Source organism: Streptomyces sp. PA03-5A, from assembly GCF_033792725.1.
GTDB lineage: Bacteria > Actinomycetota > Actinomycetes > Streptomycetales > Streptomycetaceae > Actinacidiphila.
This window is the reverse complement of record NZ_JARAVL010000044.1, coordinates 14,359-34,354: the sequence shown is the minus strand read 5'-3', so window position 1 is coordinate 34,354 and position 19,996 is coordinate 14,359. Positions and strand designations below refer to the sequence as shown.

17 protein-coding genes are annotated in these 19,996 nt (G+C 72.0%); 12 read left to right on the top strand and 5 right to left on the bottom strand.

Going from position 1 to position 19,996, the window contains the following annotated elements:
• Positions 1–6 precede the first annotated feature (6 nt).
• The 3 genes from PV410_RS37830 to PV410_RS37820 all read left to right on the top strand — a co-directional run bounded on the left by PV410_RS37830 (position 7) and on the right by PV410_RS37820 (position 2,520).
• Complete coding sequence (locus PV410_RS37830) at positions 7–192, top strand: hypothetical protein (RefSeq protein WP_499513119.1); 186 nt, start codon at positions 7–9, stop codon at positions 190–192.
• Between the two features lie 73 nt (positions 193–265).
• Positions 266–1,003 carry a response regulator transcription factor gene (locus PV410_RS37825; RefSeq protein ID WP_500330737.1) on the top strand — a complete coding sequence of 246 codons (738 nt, stop codon included), beginning with the start codon at positions 266–268 and terminating at the stop codon, positions 1,001–1,003.
• The gene (locus PV410_RS37820; protein WP_500330736.1) at positions 1,003–2,520 is read left to right on the top strand and encodes a sensor histidine kinase; all 1,518 of its coding nucleotides are present in this window, start codon (positions 1,003–1,005) and stop codon (positions 2,518–2,520) included. Before PV410_RS37825 ends, PV410_RS37820 begins: the two co-directional genes overlap by 1 nt.
• A 49-nt stretch (positions 2,521–2,569) precedes the next feature.
• On the opposite strand, the gene PV410_RS37815 is transcribed toward PV410_RS37820, so the two are convergent.
• The 4 genes from PV410_RS37815 to PV410_RS37800 all read right to left on the bottom strand — a co-directional run bounded on the left by PV410_RS37815 (position 2,570) and on the right by PV410_RS37800 (position 7,827).
• Entirely contained in the window at positions 2,570–4,225 is a 1,656-nt protein-coding gene (locus PV410_RS37815; protein ID WP_500330734.1) for an RICIN domain-containing protein, read from the bottom strand.
• A 178-nt stretch (positions 4,226–4,403) separates the two neighbouring features.
• Positions 4,404–5,588, bottom strand: a complete 1,185-nt coding sequence (locus tag PV410_RS37810; RefSeq protein ID WP_500330732.1) for a glutathionylspermidine synthase family protein — start codon at positions 5,586–5,588, stop codon at positions 4,404–4,406.
• Positions 5,588–5,884, bottom strand: coding sequence for a hypothetical protein (locus PV410_RS37805; RefSeq protein ID WP_500330731.1), 297 nt, complete (start codon positions 5,882–5,884; stop codon positions 5,588–5,590). The genes PV410_RS37810 and PV410_RS37805 overlap by 1 nt, the downstream gene beginning before the upstream one ends.
• Before the next feature lie 143 nt (positions 5,885–6,027).
• Positions 6,028–7,827 (bottom strand): bifunctional metallophosphatase/5'-nucleotidase, encoded by a 1,800-nt coding sequence (locus tag PV410_RS37800; protein WP_500330730.1) that lies wholly within the window; start codon positions 7,825–7,827, stop codon positions 6,028–6,030.
• A 217-nt stretch (positions 7,828–8,044) separates the two neighbouring features.
• On the opposite strand from PV410_RS37800, the gene PV410_RS37795 reads away from it, so the two are divergent.
• The 9 genes from PV410_RS37795 to pstB all read left to right on the top strand — a co-directional run bounded on the left by PV410_RS37795 (position 8,045) and on the right by pstB (position 18,853).
• On the top strand, positions 8,045–9,241 hold the full coding sequence (locus PV410_RS37795; protein WP_500330728.1) for an MFS transporter: 1,197 nt from the start codon (positions 8,045–8,047) through the stop codon (positions 9,239–9,241).
• Complete coding sequence (gene mshD, locus PV410_RS37790) at positions 9,238–10,182, top strand: mycothiol synthase (protein WP_500330726.1); 945 nt, start codon at positions 9,238–9,240, stop codon at positions 10,180–10,182. The genes PV410_RS37795 and mshD overlap by 4 nt, the downstream gene beginning before the upstream one ends.
• A 285-nt stretch (positions 10,183–10,467) precedes the next feature.
• The gene (locus PV410_RS37785; protein ID WP_500330725.1) at positions 10,468–12,786 is read left to right on the top strand and encodes an RNA degradosome polyphosphate kinase; all 2,319 of its coding nucleotides are present in this window, start codon (positions 10,468–10,470) and stop codon (positions 12,784–12,786) included.
• Positions 12,749–14,023 (top strand): CHAD domain-containing protein, encoded by a 1,275-nt coding sequence (locus PV410_RS37780; protein ID WP_500330724.1) that lies wholly within the window; start codon positions 12,749–12,751, stop codon positions 14,021–14,023. Before PV410_RS37785 ends, PV410_RS37780 begins: the two co-directional genes overlap by 38 nt.
• 58 nt (positions 14,024–14,081) lie before the next feature.
• Positions 14,082–14,519 carry an NUDIX hydrolase gene (locus PV410_RS37775; RefSeq protein WP_500330722.1) on the top strand — a complete coding sequence of 146 codons (438 nt, stop codon included), beginning with the start codon at positions 14,082–14,084 and terminating at the stop codon, positions 14,517–14,519.
• 213 nt (positions 14,520–14,732) lie between these two features.
• A complete protein-coding gene (gene pstS / locus PV410_RS37770) occupies positions 14,733–15,872 on the top strand; it encodes a phosphate ABC transporter substrate-binding protein PstS (RefSeq protein WP_500330721.1) in 1,140 nt (379 codons plus the stop codon).
• Between the two features lie 101 nt (positions 15,873–15,973).
• Positions 15,974–16,963, top strand: a complete 990-nt coding sequence (gene pstC / locus PV410_RS37765) for a phosphate ABC transporter permease subunit PstC (protein WP_500330720.1) — start codon at positions 15,974–15,976, stop codon at positions 16,961–16,963.
• On the top strand, positions 16,960–18,033 hold the full coding sequence (pstA, locus tag PV410_RS37760) for a phosphate ABC transporter permease PstA (RefSeq protein ID WP_500330719.1): 1,074 nt from the start codon (positions 16,960–16,962) through the stop codon (positions 18,031–18,033). Before pstC ends, pstA begins: the two co-directional genes overlap by 4 nt.
• 43 nt (positions 18,034–18,076) lie before the next feature.
• Positions 18,077–18,853 (top strand): phosphate ABC transporter ATP-binding protein PstB, encoded by a 777-nt coding sequence (pstB, locus tag PV410_RS37755; RefSeq protein ID WP_500330717.1) that lies wholly within the window; start codon positions 18,077–18,079, stop codon positions 18,851–18,853.
• A 142-nt stretch (positions 18,854–18,995) separates the two neighbouring features.
• Here the strand turns inward: pstB and PV410_RS37750 are convergent, their stop codons facing one another.
• Positions 18,996–19,994, bottom strand: a complete 999-nt coding sequence (locus tag PV410_RS37750) for an inorganic phosphate transporter (RefSeq protein WP_499513103.1) — start codon at positions 19,992–19,994, stop codon at positions 18,996–18,998.
• Between the last annotated feature and the right edge of the window lie 2 nt (positions 19,995–19,996).

Sequence of the window (19,996 nt, the reverse complement as noted above, 5' to 3'; positions counted from 1 at the left end):
GGCACCATGAACGTCTTCCTGAGCACCTCCCTCCACCCCGCCGGAGTCCCGTCCGGCCCCTCCGACCGCGCGCTGATCCCCTACCGGGAGCCGGCCGCCCGCGAGCCGGAGATCGCGACCACCCGCCGGTACGCGCGCCGCTACGCCCGCCGGGCGATTGCGGCCCACCGCCTCGCCGCCGTGCGAGGCTAAGAACCGGAGCACCCCACCGCACCCCCGGCGGCACCCACCGCCCCCGACCCCCATCCCGCGAGGTGGAAGACCCTTGAGCCCCGGCGAGAACGGCGAGGCCCCCGCCCGCATCCTGATCGTGGACGACGAGCCCGCGGTCCGCGAAGCACTCCGGCGCAGCCTCGCCTTCGAGGGATACGAGACCGAGCTGGCGGAGGACGGCCTGGCCGCCCTGGACCAGGTCGCCTCCTACCGGCCCGACGCGATCGTCCTCGACGTCCTCATGCCGCGCATGGACGGCCTCACCACCGCCCGCAGGCTCCGGTCCGGCGGCACCACCACACCGATCCTCATGCTCACCGCCCGCGACACGGTGGGCGACCGGGTCACCGGTCTCGACGCGGGCGCCGACGACTACCTCGTCAAGCCCTTCGAGCTGGACGAACTGCTGGCCCGGCTGCGGGCGCTACTGCGGCGAAGCGCGTACGCGACGGTGCCGGGCGGCGACCACGGCGAGGAGGGCGTGCTGTCCTTCGGGGACCTGCGGATGGACACCTCGACCCGCGAGGTCACCCGGGCCGGCGTGCCGGTCGAGCTGACCCGCACCGAGTACACCCTGCTGGAGATGTTCCTCGCGCACCCGCGCCAGGTGCTCACCCGGGAGCAGATCCTCAAGGCGGTCTGGGGCTTCGACTTCGAGCCGAGCTCCAACTCCCTGGACGTGTACGTCATGTACCTGCGGCGCAAGACCGAGTCCGGCAGCCTGCCCCGCCTGGTCCACACCGTGCGGGGCGTCGGCTACGTGCTGCGCTCCACGGAGGGCAAGGGCTGATGCCGCGCATCCCGCGCTTCCGTTCCCTGCCGCTGCGGTCCCGGCTGGCGATCCTCACCGCGGCCGCCGTGGCGGCCGCCGTGGCCGCGTGCGCGCTGGCCTGCTGGTTCATCGTGCAGAAGCAGCTGATGGACCAGCTGGACGAGTCGCTGCGCGCGCCGGGCAACGCGGCCCCCGCCGCCCGGAGCGTGCTCGTGGACTACGGATGCCTGAGCAAGCCCCAGAACGACACGTCCGACGGGGCGCTCGCCTTCAACCCCAACCACTCGTCCGTGCTGCTCGTCACCGAGGACGGCACGGGGTGCTGGGTGCTCGGCGACGAGATGCTCCCGGTGAGCGAGGCCGACCTGGCCGTGGTCCGGGGTGACGCGTCGGAGTCGCTGCAGACCGTGACCACGAAGGACGGCACGGAGATGCGGGTGCTGACGCGGCCCGCCCAGATCGAGTACTCCCGCCATCAGACCGAGCGGGCCGCGATCTCCGTGGGCCGCCCGCTCAGCGAGGTGACCGGACCGCTGAACACCCTGGCCGTGATCCTGCTGGCCGTCAGCGGGATAGGGGTGGTCGGCGCCAGCGTCGCCGGACTCGGGGTGGCCCGCGCGGGGCTGAAGCCGGTGGACCGGCTCACCGACACCGTGGAGCACGTCGCCCGCACCGAGGACCTGAGCGTCCGCATCCCCGTCGAGGGCCGCGATGAGATCGCCCGGCTCTCGGCCTCCTTCAACTCCATGACGGCCGCGCTGTCCTCCTCCCGCGAGCTGCAGCAGCAGCTGATCGCGGACGCCGGTCATGAACTGCGCACCCCGCTCACCTCCCTGCGCACCAACATCGAACTGCTGGAACGCAGCGAGCTGACCGGCCGGGAACTGCCCCCGGAGGACCGCCGGGAGCTGATGCTGTCGGTGAAGGCCCAGATAAGCGAACTGGCCACGCTCATCGGCGATCTGCAGGAGCTGTCCCGTCCGGACGGGGCACCCGGCGGGTCGCCCTCGCAGACCGTGGCGTTCCACGAGGTCGTGGAGGCGGCGCTGGAGCGGGCGCGGCGCCGTACCGGTCCCGACCTGAAGATCACCACCGAGCTGGCCCCCTGGTACCTGCGGGCCGAACCGTCCGCCCTGGAACGGGCGGTGATCAACCTCCTGGACAACGCCGTGAAGTTCAGCCCGCCGGCCGGCACGATCGAGGTCGACCTGCACGGCGGCGAGCTCACGGTCAGGGACCACGGCCCGGGCATCCCACCGGAGGACCTGCCGCACGTGTTCGAGCGCTTCTGGCGTTCGGCCTCCGCCCGCAGCCTGCCCGGCTCGGGCCTCGGCCTGTCGATCGTGGCCCGTACGGTGCAGCAGCTCGGCGGCACCATCGCCCTCCACCCCGCGCAGGGCGGCGGCACCGTGGCACTCGTACGACTGCCCGGGGCGCAGACCCCGCCGCCCCGGACGCCCGGGACACCCGGGACACCGGTGACTCCCGGGACACCCGGGACACCGGAGATGCCCGGGACACCCGAGACCGTCTGAGGCCGTCTGAGACCGCTGGCACGCCGGGTGGCCCGCCCGTCCGGGCCGGCTACCCGGCGTGCCAGCGCTGCGCGTCGCCGCTGCCGGCGGAAGCGAAGGAGAGGGTGGAGCCGGGGGTCGAGCCGTCCGGCTGCATCGCGGTGCCGAGGTCGATCTGCGGGCGGATCCGGCCCAGGGAGTCCACCAGGAACTGCAGGTTCCGCGCGTTCCTGCCCTCGACCGACGAGCAGGCCCAGATGCCGAGGCCGCGATCGGTGTCACCGCGTGAGTCCAGGCAGAACGAGGAGTCCGCGCCGTTGACCAGCAGGCCGCGGGAGTCCACCCGCCACTGTTGGGAGGCGGAGCCGGAGTCGCAGCCCGCGACGATGACGTCGTCGCCCTTGTCGAACTCCTCGTCCCGCACGTCCAGGCAGAGGCCGGACGCGTCGTTGACGATCTGGGCGTAGCTGCTGCCCGGCACCCTCCGCGGCGGGCCGGCGCTCGGCGTGCGCGTCGCCGGGACGTGTTGGGTGGCCCCGGCGCCGGGCCGCGTGGGCGACCGGGTCGCCGAGGCGCTCGGGGTCCCCGCGGGGCTCGGGGTGAAGGTCTGCGTCGCGGTGGCGGTGGCGGTCGCGGTGACCGTGACCGAGCCCGTGGGCGGCTGGGGCAGTGCCCTGTCGCTGCCGGTCGGTGCGGGGTCGTCGCCCGTCGCGTACACCAGGCCGGTGACCGCCAGGCTGGCGGCGACGACCAGCACCAGGGAGACCAGGGGCGAGGGGTGGCGGGCGCGCAGGTTCAGCAGCCGCTCCAGCGGTCCGGGACGCCTGCGCCGGCGGGACGTCGGGGGCGGAGCCGGCGGGGCGGGTGCGGTGGCGGGCAGCGCGGGGGCGGACCGGGCCGCCAGGTAGGCGGGGCCCGCCCATCCGAGCAGGGCCGTGGCGAGCAGCGGCCGGGGGTCGCGTTCGAGGACGATCAGCGTCTGAAGCGCACCGGCACAGCCCTGGCAGTGCGCGAGGTGCCGCTCCACGTCCTCGTTCTGCCGGGCGTCGTCACGGCGGGCGGCGGCGTCGAGGAGGCGGCCGAAGCCCTTGCACCGGGGGTCCTCACTGCGCTCCAGGTACGTCCGCAGGTAGGCCTCGCGCAGCGCGTCCCGGGCCCTGGCGGTCAGGTCGGGCAGCTCCGGGGCCCTGTCGCCGGTCCAGCGGGCGACGTCGGCGTCGGCCTCCCGCTCGACGACCGCGTGCCACAGCACGCCCTGGGTGTGCTGGGGCAGCACGGCGAAGGCGCCGCACAGCACGGAGCGTTCGGCAAGGTGGAGCCGAGGGTTGACGGGCAGGCCCGGGAGCCCGGGCACGCGCTGCTCGGCGCCGCGGATGTCGTCGATGAAGGCGGCGTACTCGTCACCGAGCCGTTCGCGGCGGCTGCCGCCCGCCCACACGGCGGCGGCCTGGTGGACGAGCATCAGCAGCCGGTGCCGCCAGGGACCGCGCGGGTCGACCCCCCGGTGCACCTCCTGCCAGGCCAGCGCGAAGGCCTGCGCGGCGAGTTGGTCGGCGGCGGACTGTCCGCGGGCGCACAGCCGTGCGTAGCACAGGACGGCCGGGAGGTGACGGCGGCGCAGTTCCTCGGTCGCCGGGTAGGCGGTCGGTGCGCCGGCCCGTACCCGCTCGGTGAGAGCGGCGTCGGACAACTCGTCGTAGACGGGCTCTAGGTGCGTTTGGGACACGGCGGACCACCCGGACACGTCGATGGGTCTGGAGGGACAGGGTTGCCCATGGTGGGCCACAAGTTACTGCCGAGGAAAGTGTTTCCGCTGGTAACTCCCCTGTGCGGCAAGGAGTAAGCGCCTTCAGCCCACGCACTGCGGCCGACGGGTCACCCTGTGCCGCCGAGGTCGTGCCCCCTCAGCGGATGACGTGCGGCAGGAAGCGCGCGTACGTGTCGGTGACCAGGCCGGCCGACTCGCGTATGCCGAGCCCGGCCGGCTCGTCCACCACGACCCATGCGCCGAGCACCACGTGGTTGCCGTCGAACACCGGCAGCGGGGCCAGTTCCTGGTAGCAGCAGGGTTCGTCGGCGCGCGGCACGGCGGCTTCTCCCGCGCGGTGCACGGTGACGCCCGCGCCCTCGCGGCCGAGCAGCGGCTTGGCGACCCAGCCGGTGGTCCGGGCGAGGTCGCGGGGACCGTCGAGGTGGGCGGCGAGGAGGTTGGGGTGGCCCGGGTAGAGCTCCCACAGGACGGCCAGCAGCGCCTTGTTGGACAGCAGCATCTTCCAGGCGGGCTCGATCCAGCAGGTGGTGCCGGTGCCGCCGCCGTTGTCGAGGGTGTCCAGGACGTGGCCGCCGAACGGGTCGCCTGCCAGCCATTCCCAGGGGTAGAGCTTGAAGCAGCTGCGGATGAAGCGCATCCGGTCGTCGACGAAGCGTCCGGACAGCTCGTCCCAGCCGATCGCCTCGACGGACAGGGCGTGGGTGTCGAGCCCGGCCTGTTCGGCGGTCTCCCGCAGGTAGGCCACCGTCATCAGGTCCTCGCCGAGCTCGTCGGCCTCGGTGTGGGCGAAGTGCACCGGTCCGGGCGGCAGCAGCGGGGCCTGGCGCCGCCACGCGTCGACGAGGCGCTCGTGGAGGGAGTTCCACTGGTCGGCGCCGGGGAAACGGTCCTCCATCCAGAACCACTGCGCGCTGGCCGCCTCCACCAGCGAGGTGGGGGTGTCGGCGTTGTACTCCAGCAGCTTCGCCGGGCCGGTCCCGTCGTAGCGCAGGTCGAAGCGGCCGTAGAGGGAGGGGAGTTCGGTGCGCCGCCGCCAGGACTCGGCGATCCGCCCGGCCAGGCGCGGGTCGTGGACGCCGAGCTCGGCGAACCGGTCCTCGGCCACGATGTGCTCCGCGGCGGCGAGGCACATCGCGTGCAGTTCCGCGACGGTCTCCTCCAGGGCCTCGACCTCCGGGAGCGAGAACGCGTAGTACCCGCTCTCGTCCCAGTACGGCCGCAGGGAGCCGTCGGGGTGACGGGTCAGCGGGTAGACGACGCCCTGGTCCTCCACGATCCGCTGCCAGCCCGGGCGCGGCTCGACGGCGTACCGGCGCATCAGCCGCCGCCGGACCCGTGGCCCGAGCCGTGGCCGCCGAAGCCCCCGGTCTTCACCGACGACTTGTCGAAGCTGCCGCCCTTGGCCTTCCCGCTGCGGACGCTGCCCCCGTAGTAGTAGCGGCCGTGGCCGCCGTCGTCGTCGCACTCCTTGACCGGGAGCGTCCGGTACGTGTCCGGGTCCACGCAGCGCTTGTCGGGGTCGGAGCCGCACGCGGTCAGCGCGGCGGCCAGCACGCCCATGCCGCCGAGGATCACCGTGCCGGACCTGAACCGCCGTCGCTCCGTAGTCGTCATGTCCACAGCGTAGGCAGCGGGGGCCGGCGCCACGAGAGCGGGGTCGCGGGCGGCCCGCCACGAAGGACGGGGGCGGCCGTCGGTCTCGACGGCCGCCCCCGGGGCGGAGCACGGTCGCGGGACCTGCCCGCTCGTGCCGCGTACTACTGGACGATCGTGATGCGGTTCGCCGCCGGGGCCGCCAGCGGCGCGGAGGCCGAGGAGTTGGCGGTCAGGTAGGCGTTGAGCGCGGCCAGGTCGTCGCCGCCGACGAGCTCGTTGGTGCCCTTGGCCAGCTCGCCGAAGCCGTCACCGCCGCCGGACAGGAAGGAGTTCATCGCGACGCGGTAGCTGCCCGCCGGGTCGATCGGGGCGCCACCGAGACGGATCGAGTCGGTCACGACACGGGCGGCACCGGTCTTGGTGAGGTCCAGCGTGTAGGTCAGGCCGCTGGAGATCTGCAGGATCTTCGGGGCGGCCTCGTTGCTGCCGCTGACCTGCTGCTGGAGCACGGTGACCAGCTGGGCGCCGGTCAGCGTCCGCAGGTTGACCGTGTTGCTGAACGGCTGGACCGCGAAGCCCTCGGCGTAGGTGACGACGCCGTCGCCCTCGCTGCCGGAGGCCTTGTGCACCAGGTCGGTGCGGATCCCGCCGGGGTTCATCAGCGCGATCGTGGCCGACGGGTCGAGGGTCCTGGCGTACGCGAGCTGCGCGTCGGCGATGAGGTCGCCGAGGGCGGACTCGTTGCCGGCCCGGGTGATGTCCTGCGAGATGTAGCCGACGGTGCGGCCCGCGACCGGGGCGGCCAGCGTCTGCCAGCGGCTGATCAGCGAGGTCATGTCCGCGGCCTTGGTCTGGGTGCGGTCCACGACGTGGTTGGAGCCCTCGACCGAGGCGCGCACGATGTCGTGCGTGCGCAGGTCGTACTTCATGTCGAGCTCGGTGAAGAGCCGGCCGAAGGACGCCGCGCTGGTGACCAGACGGTCGTTGCCCTTGGGGTCGGGGATGGTGCAGACGTACGCGTTGTGGGTGTGGCCGGTGACCAGCGCGTCGACGTCCGCCGAGGTGTTCTTGGCGATGTCGACGATCGGGCCGGACAGACCGGTGCCCGCACCGCCGGCGTCGCAGTCGTAGTTGTACGCGGAGGAGGCGGGGAAGCCGCCCTCGTGCACGAGCGCGACGACGGCGTTGACGCCCTTGCGCTTGAGCTCCTTGGTGTACTTGTTGATCGTCTCGACCTCGTCGAGGAACTTCAGGCCCTTGACGCCCTCGGCGGTGACGATGTTCGGGGTGCCCTCGAGCGTGACGCCGATGAAGCCGACGCGGACGCCCTTGACGTTCTCGATGGTGTAGGGCTTGAGCAGCGGGCGGCCGGTCTTCTCGTTGACGACGTTCGCCGAGAGGATCGGGTAGTCCGCGCCCGTGAACGTGCGGCCCTTCTCGTAGCAGCCCTCGACCGGGTGGCAGCCGCCGTTCTGCAGACGGAGCAGCTCGTCCTTGCCCTCGTCGAACTCGTGGTTGCCGACGCCGGTGACGTCCAGGCCCAGCTTGTTCATGGCCTCGACGGTGGGCTCGTCGTGGAACAGGCCCGACAGCAGCGGGCTGGCGCCCACGATGTCGCCGGCGGCGACGGTGAGCGAACGCTCCTGCCCCTTGCGGGCGGTGCGCAGGCTGGAGGCCAGGTACTCGACGCCGCCGGCGTCGACGGTCTTGGTGGTGCCGTCCGCCTGGAGCTCGGTGACGCGGCCGGAGGAACCGGCCGGGGGCTCCAGGTTGCCGTGGAAGTCGTTGACGGCGAGGAGCTGGAGGTCGACGGTACGGCTGCCGTGGCCGTGACCCCCGTGGTGGGTCTCGTGGGCCTGGGCGGCCGGGCTCGCTATCGCGAGCACACCGACCGCCGCGAGGCCGGCGGTCGCGGCGGCGACGCGGCGTGCGGCACGGCGACGCGGGTGGGTCACTGACATGGGTCCCCTTGGACGTGAACGATGGATGGAGGCGGAGGACGGCCGCAGCCTATTGTCAACGCGCGTAGTTGTCAGTGGCTTTGCGGTTACGGGCAGGTTTCGACTGATCGGTACATGACGGGCAGCCGGGCATTCCGTCTCACTCACCGGAACGATCTGTCTCGCCATTCAAACAAGCGACATAGTTGGATCCACCACCGACCGAGGAGGTGCACCCATGCCCCGTCGCTGGCTGATGCTCGCCCTGGGCACCGCCGCACAGACCGCCGCCTGCGCCTTCGTCTACGGAGTCCCCTATCTGGCCGCCACGTTGCGGGACACCGCGCACCTGACGCTGCCGCAGATCGGACTGCTCATCGCCTGCCCCACCACCGGGCTGGTCGCGGCCCTCGTCGTGTGGGGCGCCGCCGCCGACCGGTACGGCGAACGCGTCGTCATCGCCACCGGGCTGGGCGGCGCCGCCGCGCTGCTCGCCGTCGCGGCCGGCGCGGTGCGCGCCGGAGGCGGCACGACGGCACTGGGCGCGCTGCTCGCCCTGGCGGGAGCGGCGGGGGCCTCGGTGTACTCCGCGAGCGGACGCCTCGTCATGGGCTGGTTCTCCGCCGGGGAACGCGGGCTGGCCATGGGCATCCGGCAGACCGCCACCCCGCTGGGCATGGGCGTGGCCGCACTGACCATGCCGCCGCTCGCCGCCGCGTACGGGGTGCACGGCGCCTTCGGCTTCCTGGCCGCCGTGTGCGGGGTCGTCGCCAGCCTGGTCGCACTGTTCGCCGCCGACCCGATACGCCCGCGGACCGGTCCCGGCGCGGCACCGGCCGCCAACCCCTACCGGGGCTCGGCGACCTTGTGGCGGATCCACGGCGCGGGCGCGCTGCTGGTCGTACCGCAGTTCACGGCGGGGGCCTTCGCCCTGGTGCTGCTGGTGGACACCCGGGGCTGGTCGCCGGTCGGCGCCGGCCGGCTGATCGCCGTCGCACAGGTGCTGGGGGCCTGCTTCCGGATCGCCGCCGGGCGCTGGTCGGACCGGGTCGGCAGCCGGCTGCGGCCGATGCGGCAACTCGCCGTCGGCACCGCCGTGGTGGTCGCCGCGGCGGCGGTGACCGCGGCCTTCCCCTCCGCGGTGACCGCCGCCGCCCTCGTCCTGTCCATAGGGATCACCGCCAGCACCAACGGCCTGTCCTTCACCGCCACGGCCGAACGCGCCGGCCCGTCCTGGTCCGGCCGTGCCCTCGGCGTCCACAACACCGGACAGAACCTGACCGCCGCCGTCGTCCCGCCGCTGAGCGCCGCCCTCATCTCGGCCACCGGCTACTGGCCCGCCCTCGCCGCCGCGGCGGCCGTGGCCTGCGGTGCGGCGGCACTGGTGCCGATGGACACCTCCCGCACCCCCACGGCCGTAAGCTCGGTCCCATGACCGACGCAGCAGCGCAGCAGACCGCCGTGGGCCCCCGCAGGATCGAGACCCTCGACGCGCTGAGCCCCGGCCGCGCCGAGGCGGTCCTGGCCCTGATCGAGGCGGCCGCGGCGGTCGACGGCCAGGCCGCGGTCTCCGAGCAGGGCCGGCTGAACCTGCGCGGCGGTGCCCGTGAGGGCGTGCGCCACCTGGTGGTCGAGAGCGACGGCGTGCTCGTCGGGTACGCCCAACTGGAGGACACCGACCCGGTCGAGGCCCCCGCCGCCGAGATGGTCATCCACCCCGCGTACCGCGCGCAGGGTCACGGCCGCGCCCTCGGCCACGCACTGCTCGCCGCCTCCGGCAAACGGCTGCGCGTGTGGGCGCACGGCGGCCACCCCGCCGCCCGCCACCTGGCCGGGCTGCTCGGCCTCGCCCTCTTCCGCGAGCTGCGGCAGCTGCGCCGCCCCCTGGAGGAGGGCGCCGGCGCGCCCCCGCTGGGCGGGCCCGTGCTCCCCGCCGACGTCACCGTGCGCGCCTTCGTCCCCGGGCAGGACGACGCCGCCTGGCTGGCGGTCAACGCCGCCGCCTTCGCGCACCACCCCGAGCAGGGCAGCCTCACCCAGCGCGACCTCGACGACCGCAAGGCCGAGCCCTGGTTCGACCCGGCCGGCTTCTTCCTCGCCTTCCGCGGCGACCGGCTGGCCGGCTTCCACTGGACGAAGGTGCACGAGCGCGAGCGCCTCGGCGAGGTCTACGTCCTGGGCATCCATCCCGAGGAGCAGGGCGGCGGCCTGGGCCGGGCGCTCACCCTCATCGGGCTGCGGTACCTCGCGCACGACCGCGGCCTGCCCACCGCGATGCTCTACGTCGACGCGGACAACGCCCCCGCCCTCGCCGTCTACGAACGTCTCGGCTTCACCACGCACGAGGTCGACCTGATGTACCGGACGGAGACCTGAGGCTCCCGCGGGCGGGCGACCGGACCCCGGCGGAGCCTTCCGGGTGATCGTCCGGACACGGCCGGTACGTACGGCGATTTCCTGACCGCCACCTGCCCGTTACCGGCGATTCAAACTCGCTTGCGAGCATCTGTGAATGCAGACGCCCGCCGCGACCCACTTCCCCCCTCTCGACCTGCCGGTATCCCGGCGCGCCGGGGACAATGGGGGCATGGTCGGTGGCCGGGTTCCGTGCGCCGCCGTCCACGTGAACGACGTGCCGGATCCGGAGGAGGGCTCGCACCCATGGCCTCGATGAATTTCCCGACGAACGCCCGGACCGAGCGGTCCGGCTCCGGTGCGCCCACCGCGTCCGAGACCCCGGCGGAACAGCCCCCGGCGGAGCAGTCCCCGGCCTACGGCCGCCCGCACGTCGTCCCGCCCCTGCACCCCGAACTCAAGCGCCTGGACGGCCTCGCGACCGTGCCGCGGCCCGCGGAGAAGTCGGGCGAGGCCCTTGCGGCCGACGCGGCGGTGGACGAGGGCACGGACGAAGAGCTCCCGATGAACCGTTTCCTTGACCGCGAGCAGAGCTGGCTGGCCTTCAACGAGCGCGTGCTGGAACTCGCCGAGGATCCGGGCACCCCCCTCCTCGAACGGGCCAACTTCCTCGCGATCTTCGCCAGCAACCTGGACGAGTTCTTCATGGTCCGCGTCGCCGGCCTGAAGCGCCGCATCACCACCGGCGTCGCCCAGCGCTCGGCCTCGGGCCTGTCGCCCACCAAGGTGCTGGAGAACATCCTCACCCGCGCCCGCGAGCTCATGGCCCGGCACGCCGCCTGCTTCCAGAACGACGTGGCCCCGGCGCTCGCCGAGGAGGACATCCACATCATCCGGTGGAGCGACCTCACCGAGAAGGAGCAGGCCCGGCTCTTCACGCTCTTCCGCAACAAGATCTTCCCGGTCCTGACCCCGCTGGCCGTCGACCCGGCGCACCCGTTCCCGTACATCTCCGGCCTGTCCCTGAACCTGGCCGTCACCGTGCGCAACCCGGTCTCCGGTCACGACCACTTCGCCCGTGTGAAGGTCCCGCCGATCCTGTCCCGGTTCCTCGAGGCCGGCCCGCAGCGCTTCGTCCCGCTGGAGGACGTCATCGCCGCGCACCTGGAGGAGTTGTTCCCCGGCATGGAGGTGCTGGACAGCCACATGTTCCGGGTGACCCGGAACGAGGACCTGGAGGTGGAGGAGGACGACGCGGAGAACCTGCTCCAGGCCCTGGAGAAGGAGCTGCTGCGGCGCCGCTTCGGTCCCCCGGTCCGCCTGGAGGTCGAGGAGTCGATCTCCCCGCAGGCCCTGGACACCCTGGTCCAGGAACTGAACATAGAGGACGCCGAGGTCTACCCGCTGCCCGGACCGCTCGACCTGACCGGGCTGTTCGCGATCGCCGGGCAGGACCGTCCGGAGCTGAAGTACCCGAAGTTCGTCGGCGGCACCCACCCGGACCTGGCCGAGGTCGAGTCCGCGCACGCCACCGACGTCTTCGCGGCGCTGCGCGAGCGCGACGTGCTGCTGCACCACCCGTACAACTCCTTCTCCACCTCCGTGCAGCGCTTCCTGGAGCAGGCCGCGCAGGACCCGGACGTCCTGGCCATCAAGCAGACGCTGTACCGCACCTCCGGCGACTCCCCGATCGTGGACGCCCTGATCGACGCCGCCGAGGCCGGCAAGCAGGTGCTGGTGCTGGTCGAGATCAAGGCGCGCTTCGACGAGCAGGCCAACATCAAGTGGGCCCGCAAGCTGGAGGAGGCCGGCTGCCACGTCGTCTACGGCCTGGTCGGGCTGAAGACGCACTGCAAGCTGTCGCTCGTGGTCCGCCAGGAGGGCGACACGCTGCGCCGCTACAGCCACGTCGGCACCGGCAACTACCACCCGAAGACCGCCCGGCTCTACGAGGACCTCGGGCTGCTGACCGCCGACGCGCAGGTCGGCGCCGACCTGTCCCACCTGTTCAACCGGCTCTCCGGCTACTCGCGCCGCGAGACCTACAACCGCCTGCTGGTGGCCCCGCGCAGCCTGCGCGACGGGCTGGTCTCGCGGATCCTCGCGGAGATCACCCACCATCGCGAGGGCCGGCCCGCGTACATCCGGATCAAGGCCAACTCGATGGTCGACGAGGCGATCGTCGACGCCCTCTACCGGGCCTCGATGGCCGGCGTGCCCGTCGACGTCTGGGTGCGCGGCATCTGCGCGCTGCGCCCGGGGGTGCCGGGCCTGTCGGAGAACATCCGGGTGCGCAGCGTGCTCGGCCGCTTCCTGGAGCACTCCCGGGTCTTCGTCTTCGGCAACGGAGGCGACCCCGAGGTGTGGCTCGGCAGCGCCGACATGATGCACCGCAACCTCGACCGCCGGATCGAGGCGCTGGTCCGGGTCGCCGACCCGGCGCACCGCGCCTCCCTGAACCGATTCCTGGAGACCGGAACCTCGGACTCCACCTCGTCCTGGTGGCTCGGCCCGGACGGGGACTGGACCCGGCACAGCACCGACGCCGAAGGGCGTCCGCTGCCCCACATCCAGGAGATGCTCATCGATGCGCGGAGGCGCCGGCGTGGCCCAGCGACACCCTGACACGGCAGCGACGCCCGCCGGCCTGACCGCCGGCGGGCTCCCCGACCGTGAGGCCGGTGCGGTCCTCGGACAGTACCTGCGGGAGGAGGCCACGGCCTTTCTGCGCGCACTGGCACCACGTGAGGGCGAACCCGGCCGGCCTCAGGACGACACCGCCGAGAGCGGCCGCCAGATGCGCCGCTCGGCCCGCCGCATCGCCGGCACCCTGCACACCTTCGGGTCGCTCACCGACCCGGGCTGGGCCGACCCCCTGCGGGCCGAGCTCGGCTGGCTCACCGACACCCTCGGCCGCGAGCACCGCTACGCCGCCCGGCTCAGCCGGCTGATCGGCGCACTGCAGCGGCTGGCCTCCGCGGAGGACACGGGGGGCATCCCCGCCGCTCCCGCCGACGACGACCTCGGCCTGTGGCTGCCGGTGCCCACCGTGCCGGACCCGGCGTCCGCAGCGTCCGAACCGCCCCGCGAGCGCCTGGGCGGCGTCGCGGAGACCCCACGCGGCACGACGGCGGCGCCCCAGGCGCCCGCCGAGGTCCCGGAACCGCTGACCGCGGTGGCCCACGCCGCCGGGACCCGTCGCTCGCCGGCTCCGCCGCAGGCCGCCGAACGCGGCGGCGCCGCGGGCGGCCCGCTCGCCGTGGGCGCCGCCCGGGCCGGTGCCCTGCTGGAACGTCAGCTCACGCTCGCCCGGACCCGGGCGCACTCCGCCGCCCTGCAGGCCATGGGCTCCTCGCGGTTCCACGCGGTGGTGGACGCGGTGGCGGTGCTCGCCTCCGAGGTGCCGCTGTCCCCCACGGCGCGCAAACCCGCCGCCACCTTGCTGCCGCTGCTGGCGGAGCAGGCCCACGCCCGGCTCACCGAGGCCGCGGCCGCACTGCCGCTGACGCGCGCACGGCACCCGTACAACGGCGAGACGCTCCACGCCGCGCTCGCCGGCGAACTGCCCGCAGAGCGCCAGGACGCCGCGTGGAACCGGGTCCGCGTCCTGTTGCGGCTGCGCCGCTACTCCCAGGAGGTGCTGGCCTGCGACGACGGGGACTCCGCCGCCCGGCTGGCCGCCGCGGCGCGGGTGCTGGAGCAGCACCGCGAGGCCTCGGAGGCCGCGACCGCGGTGACCGCCGCCGCCCGCACCCCGCGGATCGCCCCCGCCACCGCCTACGCGCTGGGCGTGCTCCACGCCGACCAGCGCCTGGAGGTGGAGGCGGCCCGGTACGCCTTCGCCCACCTTTGGTCGCGCTGACGGTCGCGCCGACCGTCCGGCCCGCCCGTGGGGGCGGCCCGTGACCCGCAACCCGGAAATGAGCACCGCCATCGCCTCCACCGGAACCGCCGACACCCCGATCCTCGCCGCCGGAGCGGTGCTGTGGCGCCGCTCCCCGTTCGACGACGGCCTGGAGATCGCACTGATCCACCGCCCCAAGTACGACGACTGGTCGCTTCCCAAGGGGAAGTTGAAGCGCGGGGAGACGGCGCTGGACGGCGCGCTCCGCGAGGTCAAGGAGGAGACCGGGCTCGACTGCGTGCCCGGGCGGGTGCTCCCGTCCTCCACCTATCTCGTGGAAGGGCGCACGAAGATTGTGCGTTACTGGGCCGCCGAGGCGCGCGAGGGTTCCTTCGCCCCGAACCACGAGGTCGACCGCATGCTCTGGCTTCCGCCGGCCGCCGCGCGCAACCGGCTCACCCATGAGCGGGACCGTGCCGTGCTCGACGCGTTCCTGCGCGGAACGCGCATGTGACGGTGGCACGCTGAGACGTACGCCACTCGGTGTGGGCTACAGCACCGCACTGATATGCGAGGTTCACCTTGCGTTCACCCTTGGCCGTCGACCACTTCACCTGATCTGCCTAATTTCGGCCTTACCGGTGAGCGAGCAGCCGCCGGGTGGATGCAGAAATCCATACCTCTGCTTCGCCGTCCACCGGCGGGCTTCAGGAAGGAATCACCAAAGGTGAAGCTTCAGCGTAAGAGCGGGCTCCGCGCCCTGGCCGTCGGCGCGGTCGCGGTCTCGGGTGCCCTCATGCTCACTGCGTGCGGTTCGGACGACAACACAAACGCGGGCGGCGACAGCAGCAAGGCACCCACGTCGTCCAGCAGCATCAAGTGCGCGGACAAGGGCGGCCAGCTCCTCGCTTCGGGCTCCTCGGCGCAGCAGAACGCCATGGACGCCTGGGTCAAGAACTACCAGCAGGCCTGCACCGACGCCCAGATCAACTACAAGGCGTCGTCCTCCGGTGAGGGCATCATCGACTTCAACAACGGCACGGACGGCTTCGCCGGATCCGACTCGCCGCTGAAGCCCGAAGAGGTCGAGGCGTCCAAGAAGGTCTGCACCGACGGCACCGGCATCAGCATCCCGATGGTCGGCGGCCCGATCGCCATCGGTTACAACGTCTCCGGCGTGGACAACCTGGTCCTGGACGCCCCGACCCTGGCCAAGATCTTCGACTCGAAGATCACCACCTGGGACGACGCGGCCATCAAGAAGCTGAACCCGGACGCCAAGCTCCCCAGCTCCAAGATCCAGACCTTCCACCGCCAGGACGAGTCCGGCACCACGGACAACCTCACCAAGTACTTCAACGGTGCCGCCAAGGACGCGTGGCCGTACGAGCACGCCAAGGCGTGGGCGGGCAAGGGCGGCCAGTCCGCCGCCAAGTCCGCCGGTGTCGCGGCCCAGGTCAAGCAGGTCAACGGCTCGATCGGTTACTTCGAGCTCTCCTACGCGACCGCCAACAGCATCAAGACGGTGAAGATCGACACCGGCGCCTCCGCCCCGGTCGAGGCCACCGCCGACAACGCCTCCGCCGGCATCGCGCAGGCGAAGGTCGTGGGCACCGGTGCCGACCTGTCCCTGGACATGTCCGCCGCCTACACCACCAAGGCCGACAACGCCTACCCGATCGTCCTGGTGACCTACGAGATCGCCTGCGACAAGGGCAACAAGGCCGAGACCCTGCCGCTGGTGAAGTCCTTCCTGGGCTACACCGCGTCCGAGGAGGGCCAGTCGATCCTGTCCGAGGCCGGCTACGCGCCGCTCCCGGCCGAGATCGCCACGAAGGTCCGCTCCACCGTGGACGCCCTGTCCTAACCCAGTCGACCGGCCCCGCGACGCACGTCGCGGGGCCGGTCGCACTTCCGGTGCACCGCCGCCGGGGGAGTGATCCCCCACCCAGACCGGAGAGAAAACCGATGGCTATAACCGCACAGAAGCCCACCCCGCCACCGTCCGCCAGGCATGCCGGGGCCACCGTCACGCGCGCCGGCGACAAGATCTTCTCAGGCCTGTCCCGTGGTTCCGGCATCCTGCTGCTGGTGATCATGGCGTCGATCGCGATCTTCCTGACGATCCGCGCGATCAACGCGATCTCCAAGGACCAGGGCAACTTCCTGACCACCTTCGAGTGGAACGCCGGCGCGAACCCGCCGGTCTTCGGCATCGCCGTGCTCGCCTACGGCACGATCGTCAGCTCGGTCATCGCGATGGTCATCGCGGTCCCGATCGCCGTCGGCATCGCGCTGTTCATCTCGCACTACGCGCCGCGCCGCATTGCCTCGCCGCTGTCGTACATCGTCGACCTGCTCGCCGCCGTGCCCAGCATCATCTACGGCCTGTGGGGCGCGCTCTTCCTGGTCCCGCACCTGGTCGGCCTGAACATGTGGCTGGACGAGTACCTCGGCTGGACCGTCGTCTTCGAGAAGGAAGACCCCCAGGGCGCGGCCCGCTCGATCTTCACCGTCGGCATCCTGCTGGCGATCATGATCCTCCCGATCATCACCAACGTCAGCCGCGAGGTCTTCCGCCAGGTGCCGCGGATGCACGAGGAGGCCGCCCTGGCCCTCGGCGCGACCCGCTGGGAGACCATCCGCATGTCGGTGCTCCCCTTCGCCCGGTCCGGCATCATCAGCGCCTCGATGCTCGGCCTCGGCCGCGCGCTCGGCGAGACGATGGCCGTCGCCACGGTGCTGTCCGCCGCGCCCATCCTGTCGGTGCACGTCCTGGACCCGGTCGGCGGGACCTTCTCCCAGAACATCGTCGCCAAGTTCGGCGAGGCCAACGAGTTCGGCCGTGACGCACTGATCGCCTCCGGTCTGGTGCTCTTCGTCATCACCCTGCTCGTCAACGGTGCCGCCCGCGCGATCATCGCCAAGCGCAAGGAATACTCGGGGGCCAACGCATGAGCCACGCAGTAGCAGACAAGCGCTCCGCCCCCGCGGTGCCGCAGCGGGCCCTGGCCCAGCGCCGGCTCCCCAAGTGGGCTCCCGCGGGCATAGCCGCCGGCGCGCTCGTGCTCGCCGTCGGCATCGGCCTCGGAGCGAGCCTGGACAGCAAGATCCAGTGGGGTCTGATCGCCGTCCTGCTGTTCGTCCTCGGCACCTACGCGATCGCCGCGATGGTCGAGGGCCGCCGCCAGGCCAAGGACCGGGTCGCCACCAGCGTCATCTGGGCGTCCTTCGTCCTCGCCGCGCTCCCCCTGTACTCGCTGATCCAGACCACGGTCAGCAAGGGTGTCAAGATCCTCGACGGCGCCTTCCTGTCGCACTCCATGAACGGCGTGCTGACCATCGGCGAGGGCGGCGGTGTCTACCACGCCATCATCGGCACCCTGGAGCAGGTCGGCATCGCCACCGCCATCGCGGCCCCGATCGGCATGATGACCGCCGTCTACCTCGTCGAGTACGGCAAGGGCCGGCTCGCCACGGCGGTGACCTTCTTCGTCGACGTCATGACGGGCATCCCGTCGATCGTCGCCGGTCTGTTCATCCTGTCGACCTGGAACCTGCTGCTGGGCTTCGGCCCCTCGGGCTTCGCCGGCGCCATGGCCCTGGCCATCCTGATGATGCCGGTGGTCGTCCGCTCGACCGAGGAGATGCTCAAGCTCGTCCCGAACGAGCTGCGCGAGGCCTCGCTGGCGCTCGGTGTCCCCAAGTGGCGCACCATTGTGAAGGTGGTCATCCCGACCGCGATCGGCGGCATCACCACGGGCGTCATGCTCGCGGTCGCCCGCATCGCCGGTGAGAGCGCCCCCATCGCGCTGTTGGTCTTCGGCAACAACCTGATCAACAACGACCCGTTCAACGGCCCTCAGGCCTCACTGCCGTTCTACATCTACCAGCAGTACCAGAACGGCAACGAGCCGAGCTACGACCGGGCGTGGGCGGCGGCACTCGTGCTGATCGCCTTCGTCATGATCCTCAACCTTGTGGCGCGCAGCATCGCGCGCTGGAAGGCCCCGAAGACCGGTCGCTGACGCGGCCAACATCAGCGACCCAAGGATTGCGAGCAACACCACCATGGCCAAGCGAATCGACGTCAGCGGACTCTCCGCCTACTACGGCGGCTTCAAGGCGATCGACGACATCTCGATGAACATCGAGCCGCGCACGGTGACGGCCTTCATCGGCCCGTCCGGCTGCGGCAAGTCCACCTTCCTGCGCACCCTCAACCGCATGCACGAGGTCACCCCCGGCGGCCGCGTCGAGGGCAAGGTGCTCCTGGACGACGAGAACCTCTACGGCCCCGGCGTGGACCCGGTCTCCGTGCGCCGCACGGTCGGCATGGTCTTCCAGCGCCCCAACCCGTTCCCGACGATGTCGGTCTACGACAACGTCGCGGCCGGCCTGAAGCTGAACGGCGTCAAGAAGAAGAGCGACCTCGACACGATCGTCGAGAAGTCGCTGCGCGGCGCCAACCTCTGGAACGAGGTCAAGGACCGCCTCAACAAGCCCGGCTCGGGCCTGTCCGGCGGTCAGCAGCAGCGTCTGTGCATCGCCCGCGCCATCGCGGTCGAGCCCCAGGTCCTGCTCATGGACGAGCCCTGCTCCGCGCTCGACCCGATCTCCACCCTCGCCATCGAGGACCTGATCGGTGAGCTCAAGGAGCGTTTCACCATCGTCATCGTGACCCACAACATGCAGCAGGCCGCGCGCGTCTCCGACCGCACCGCCTTCTTCAACCTGTCGGCGGTGGGCCAGCCCGGCAAGCTGATCGAGATCGACGAAACCGAGCGCATCTTCTCCAACCCGTCCGTCCAGGCGACCGAGGACTACATCTCCGGCCGCTTCGGCTGATCCGTCCCGCAGCCGGCCACAGCCGTCCTGCGGTGCTGCATGGCGGTGCCACCGCAAGGCGAAGGGCCCGCCCCCCGTACGGGGGGCGGGCCCATTTGCGTCGTACCCGGGGGCGCGTACCCGGGGGCGGGTCGTCCCCGGCTCAGCCGAAGGCCACGTGCACCACGGCGTAGACCAGCGCGGCCACCAGCGCCGCGGCCGGCATGGTGATGAACCAGCCGGTCACGATGTTCTTCGCGACGCCCCAGCGGACCGCGTTGACCCGCTTCGTCGCACCGACGCCCATGATGGCCGAGGTGATGATGTGGGTCGTGGAGATCGGCGCCTTGAAGATGTAGGCGGTCGTGTAGAGGATCGACGCCGCCGTGGTCTCGGCGGCGAAGCCCTGCGGCGGGTCCAGCTCGATGATCTTGCGGCCGAGGGTGCGCATGATGCGCCAGCCGCCGGCGTACGTACCGAGCGAGAGCATCGCCGCGCAGGCGAACTTCACCCACAGCGGGATCCCGTCGCCCTCCTCCTGGACGTCGGCGATGGTCAGCGCGAGCACCACGACGCCCATCGTCTTCTGCGCGTCCTGCAGGCCGTGGCCGAGCGCCATGCCCGCGGCCGAGACGGTCTGCGCGATGCGGAAGCCGCGCTTGGCCTTGTGGGGGTTGGCCTTGCGGAAGATCCACAGGATGGCCAGCATCACCAGGTAACCGACGACCAGCCCGACGACCGGCGACAGGAACATCGGCAGGATGACCTTGTCCACCACCCCGGACCAGATGACCCCCGTGCCGCCGGCCAGCGCCGCCCCCACCAGACCACCGAAGAGCGCGTGGCTGCTGGAGGAGGGCAGCCCGTAGTACCAGGTGATCAGGTTCCAGACGATCGCCCCGACCAGCCCGGAGAAGAGGATCGCCATGCCGGTCTGCCCGTGCGGCGTCTCGATCAGGCCCTCGCTGACGGTGTGGGCGATCCCGGTGCCGAGGAAGGCGCCGGCGAGGTTCATCACCGCGGCCATCGCCAGCGCGGCCCGCGGGGTCAGCGCCCGGGTGGACACGGAGGTGGCGATGGCGTTCGCGGAGTCGTGGAAGCCGTTGGTGTACGTGAAGAAGAGCGCGACGCCGATGGTCACGACCAGAGAGAAGGTCTCCACCG